2 protein-coding genes and 1 pseudogene are annotated in these 4639 nt (G+C 69.6%); all 3 read left to right on the top strand.

The genetic code is table 11. The features are described 5' to 3' along the window. Positions 1–342 precede the first annotated feature (342 nt). The 3 genes and pseudogenes from FXN61_RS47390 to FXN61_RS56080 all read left to right on the top strand — a co-directional run bounded on the left by FXN61_RS47390 (position 343) and on the right by FXN61_RS56080 (position 4412). Positions 343–1872: pseudogene (locus tag FXN61_RS47390) on the top strand (ISL3 family transposase). A 312-nt stretch (positions 1873–2184) separates the two neighbouring features. After that, complete coding sequence (locus tag FXN61_RS47385) at positions 2185–4002, top strand: NB-ARC domain-containing protein (protein ID WP_312878555.1); 1818 nt, start codon at positions 2185–2187, stop codon at positions 4000–4002. Continuing rightward, on the top strand, positions 3990–4412 hold the full coding sequence (locus FXN61_RS56080) for a tetratricopeptide repeat protein (RefSeq protein WP_312878554.1): 423 nt from the start codon (positions 3990–3992) through the stop codon (positions 4410–4412). Before FXN61_RS47385 ends, FXN61_RS56080 begins: the two co-directional genes overlap by 13 nt. Positions 4413–4639 lie beyond the last annotated feature (227 nt).

Genomic DNA, 4639 nt, shown 5'->3' with positions numbered 1-4639 from the left:
GCACTCCACACGATCATGGGACTTAGACACTCACATGATCAACCAGAGAGCCGTGCCCGTCCCACATCCAAGGCCTACCCGACTTTGCCGGAACCCTGGACCACAACCCCACATCGGAAACGCCACCAGCAACCGATTCCGCCAACTAGGTCGGAACAATTTCTCCGGCTAGCGTCCGTACCTACTTGGCGAGGTGCAGCTCAACGAGCCGCTTTCCGTCAAGTTCGACCGGACAGGACACAGATTGTCTGGTCCGACTGAACTTGTGGGACTGTAAAACGTTCGGCTCTGGCTCGTAGTCGGTGGTGACGGCGGGTAGCTGTTCGCGATCATGATCTTGTGATGGCTGTCGATTCCCTTGTGGGGACGGTGTTCTCCGGACTTTCAGCGTTGGTTATCGAGGACGTGGCGGAGGGCAGCGGCATGGTGGTGGTCACGGCCCGCACTCGGGATGTGGCCGTGCCGTGCCCGGCCTGCGGGACTGCGACGGCGAAGGTGCACGGGTATCACCAGCGGACAGTGAAGGACGTGCCGGTCGATGGCCGCCAGGTCGTCGTCCGCCTGCGCGTACGGCGGCTGGTCTGCCCGGCTCGGAACTGCCCGCGGCAGACGTTCCGGGAACAGATTCCCGGACTGCTGCAACGCCATCAGCGCCGCACGGTGCGGCTTGTCCGGCAGATATCCCATGTGGCGCAAGAGTTATGTGGCCGGGCGGCCGCACGCCTGGCCGGCCTGCTCGCTGTGCCCATGTCCCGTAGCACCGCGTTGCGCCGTCTGCGGTGCCTGCCGCTGCCCCGGTTGACGATTCCGCGGGTGATCGGCGTGGACGACTTCGCCCTGCGTCGCCGCCAGCGCTACGCCACGATCATCATCGATACCGAGACCGGCGGCGTGTCGCGGTCCTGCCCGGTCGCGACGCGGCCACCCTGGAGTCGTGGCTGCGCGAGCACCCCGGTGTCGAGGTCGTGTGCCGGGACGGCTCGGCCACATACGCCGAAGCTGTCCGCCGAGCCCTGCCCGACGCGGTGCAGGTCAGTGACCGATGGCACCTGTGGCGGAATCTCTGTGACAAGGTTCTGCTCGAGGTCCGCGCGCACGCCGGATGCTGGGCCACCGTCAACCCGCCGCGCCCCGGCGCGTTCACGAGCAGACCACTCGCGAACGCTGGAACAAGGTCCACGATCACTCGGCCAAGGGATCGGTCTGCTCGACTGCTCCCGCCGCCTCGGCGTGGCCCTGAACACGGTCAAACGCTACGCCCGCATGCCCGAACCTCAGGCCCTGCGCATCACCCCGACCTACCGCCCGACCCTGGTCGACCCCTACCGTGATCATCTGCGTGCCCGCCGCGCGGCCGATCCCGCGGTCCCTGTCACCCAACTGCTCGCGGAGATTCGCGAACTGGGCTACACCGGCAGTGCCAACCTGCTGGTCCGCTACCTCAACCAGGGCCGCGCCGAAGGCGACCGCCCCGTCACGACCTCCCGTTACGCCAGCCGCCTCCTGCTCACCAAACCGGGGAACCTGCGCCCGAAGGACACGACCCTGCTGGAGAAAATCGCCGCAGCCTGCCCCGAGATGACCGCACTCGCCAGTCTGGTACGCGGCTTCGCCGCACTGCTGACGCCGGCTGCGGGTAACGACGTGAAGCTCACCGAGTGGATCGCGGAGGCTCGCGCCGTCGATCTGCCGCATCTACGCAGTCTCACCAACGGTCTCGAGATCGACCGGTCCGCTGTGGACGGTGCCGTCACCTTGCCCTACCACAACGGCCGCACCGAAGGCGTCAACACCCGTACCAAGAGGATCATGAGACAGATGCACGGACGCGCGGGATTCAACCTTCTCCGCCACCGCATCCTTCTGCCCTGACGGCCACTCCACGTCACCACCGACTACGAGCCAGAGCCGTTCGATTGACAGACCCGAACTTGTCGGTGTACGGACCTAGTTGTCGGCTGGGTCGGCGTCCGAAGGTACTTGTCGGGGCCGGTGAGGCGGCGCTGGCGCCGCCCGAGAGAATGCCGCCGCGCCGACGCTTGATCACTTCCTCGGCGGGGCACCAGTGGCGTTCGAGGGGTGATGTTCGCCTGTCTGGGTGGTGACGTCTCGGTACCTGGGCCGGGCGGGGTGATCGTCTCGTAGCGTCGTGGGTCTTCCAGGCGGTGGTGCGGGGGTGGGGTGATGACGGTCCAAGACCAGCACGACGACACCGCAGAGGCGGGCGAGCAGTGCCCGCCGGGTGGGCAGCCACCCGGCGTTGAGGTGCAGAACACGGTGGTCGCGACCTCGGTATCGAGCGTGGTGCAGGCCCACACGATTACTGGCGACATCCACCTCCATCACCCTGCTGTTGCGGGGCGGCCGGTGCCGCGGCAGTTGCCCGCCATCCCCTCGGGGTTCGTCGGCCGCACCGCCGAGCTCGACCGGCTGACTGCGGCCCTGGACCTCTCTGCGGGGATGCTGGTGGTGTCGGCGATTGGCGGTGCTGGGGGCATCGGCAAGACCTGGCTGGCCTTGACCTGGGCCCACCAGCACCTGGACCGGTTCCCCGACGGGCAGCTGTTCGTCGACCTGCACGGCTTCAGCCCCGCAGGGAAACCGACGGCCCCGGCGGCTGCGGTGCGCGGGTTCCTCGACGCCCTCGACGTCGAACCCAGCCGCATCCCCACCGACCTACCCGCCCAAGCGGCGCTGTACCGCAGCCTGGTGGTGGGGCGGCGGATGCTGATCGTGCTGGACAACGCCGCCACCACCGACCAGGTCACCCCCCTGCTGCCCGGCAGCCCGACCTGCACGGTGCTGGTCACCGGCCGCCGCAGGTTGGCCTCGTTGATCGACCGGCACGGCGCCCACCACCTCACCCTCGGCACCCTCACCTGGGATGAGGCCCACGCCCTGCTGACCGCCCGCCTGGGCGTCGACCGGGTGGCCGCCGAGCCGGAGGCGGTGGAGGAGCTGGTGGGGCTGTGCGGGGGGTTCCCGCTGGCGCTGTCGATCACCGCCCGCACCGCCGCCACCCACCCCACCGTCGCGCTGGCCGAGGTGGCGGCCGAGCTGCGGGAGCTGGGGCTGGAGATGCTCGACCACCACGACGACCCCGCCGCCAGCCTGCCCACCGTCCTGTCCTGGTCCCTGCACCGGCTCACCGACACCCAACGCGTGGTGTTCGCCCTGCTCGGCATCGCCCCCGGTCCGGACACCACCCTGCCCGCCGTGACCGCCCTCACCGACCTACCCGCGGCCGCCGCGCGCAGGGCACTGACAGCGTTGGAGGAAGCGTCCCTGCTCGACCGGGGACCGGGTGGCCGGTACGCGATGCACGACCTGGTGCGCGCCTACGCCACCACCACCGCCCACGCCCTGCCCGACGAGGTGCGGGAGGCGGCCTTGGTCCGGGTGAGCGACTTCCACCTGCACACCGTCCACGCCGCCGACCGTCTCCTGGAACCCCACCGCCCGCTGCTGCATCCCGAGCCGCCCGCGTGTGGTGTCCACCCTCACCCGTTGCCCGACGCCACGGCCGCGATGGCGTGGCTGGCCGCCGAGCACCCCACCCTGCTGGCCACCCAACACACCGCCGCCACCCTCGGCCGCCACGCAGTCGTCTGGCACCTCGCCCAGGCACTGGACTCCTTCCATGCCCGGCGGGGACACCACCACGACCTGCTCGCCGTGTGGCGGGCCGCCGCCGACGCCGCCGCCCCACCTACCCGACCCCACCAGCCACATCCGCACCCACCGAACCCTCGGCCAGGCCTATGCCCGGCTGGGCCTGCACGAGCAGGCCACCGAGCACCTGGACCACGCCCTCGCCCTGGCCACACGCCACCACGACCCCACCGAACAAGCCCACACCCACCACGCGCTCGCGGACGCCTGGGAGCGGCGGGGGGACCGACCGGCGGGCCCTGGACCACGCCCGCCACGCCCGCGACCTCCTCCGCACCCTCGACCAGCCGGTGGGGGAAGCTATCGCGCTCAACGGGATGGGCTGGTTAGCCGCGCGGCTGGGCGAGTTCGACACCGCCCGCGACCACTGCCACACCGCCCTTACCCTGCACCGACAACACCACCACCCCACCGGCGAGGCGAACACCCTCGACAGCCTCGGCTACATCGCCCACCGCACCGGCGACCACCACCAGGCCCTCGACCACTACCACCACGCCCTCACCCTGTTCCGCGCCCTCGGCAACACCTACCTGGTCGCGGACACCCTCGACCGCGTGGGTCACCCGCACGTCGCCCTCGGCGAGCACGAGCGGGCCCGTGCGGTGTGGCGGGAGGCGGTGCAGCTGTACCGGGATCAAGGCCGTGACACTGACGCCGCCCGCGTCCAGCAGCAACTCGACGACCTCGACACCCATAAGGGGCCCCAACCACCCCACGGCACCGAAACCGCCATGTAGATCCGGACAACAACAGATCGGAGTGTCCGGACCTACGTGGCGGGGCCGCAGGTCAGCGCGACTGCTCGCCGCCAAGTGCGAGCGGAACGGACAGCAAGTGTCCTGTTCGGAGGAAGATGGCGGTGTTCGGACCTAGACGAGTAAGTCCTAAGTCCGGGCGGTGGCTGCAGACGGACGAAGGGTGTTCAAGATCAGTTTGTGACGACCGACCTGAACACCCTTCTCAC

This window comes from Lentzea indica (genome assembly GCF_012184385.1).
GTDB lineage: Bacteria > Actinomycetota > Actinomycetes > Mycobacteriales > Pseudonocardiaceae > Lentzea > Lentzea indica.
The sequence above is the reverse complement of the archived record's forward strand: the minus strand, read 5'-3'. Positions and strand labels throughout refer to the sequence as shown.

Bases quoted from the DNA above. Each gene is read 5' to 3' on its own strand.
- FXN61_RS47385 (WP_312878555.1), top strand. From the start codon at position 2,185: ATGACGGTCCAAGACCAGCACGACGACACCGCAGAGGCGGGCGAGCAG.
- FXN61_RS56080 (WP_312878554.1), top strand. From the start codon at position 3,990: ATGGGCTGGTTAGCCGCGCGGCTGGGCGAGTTCGACACCGCCCGCGAC.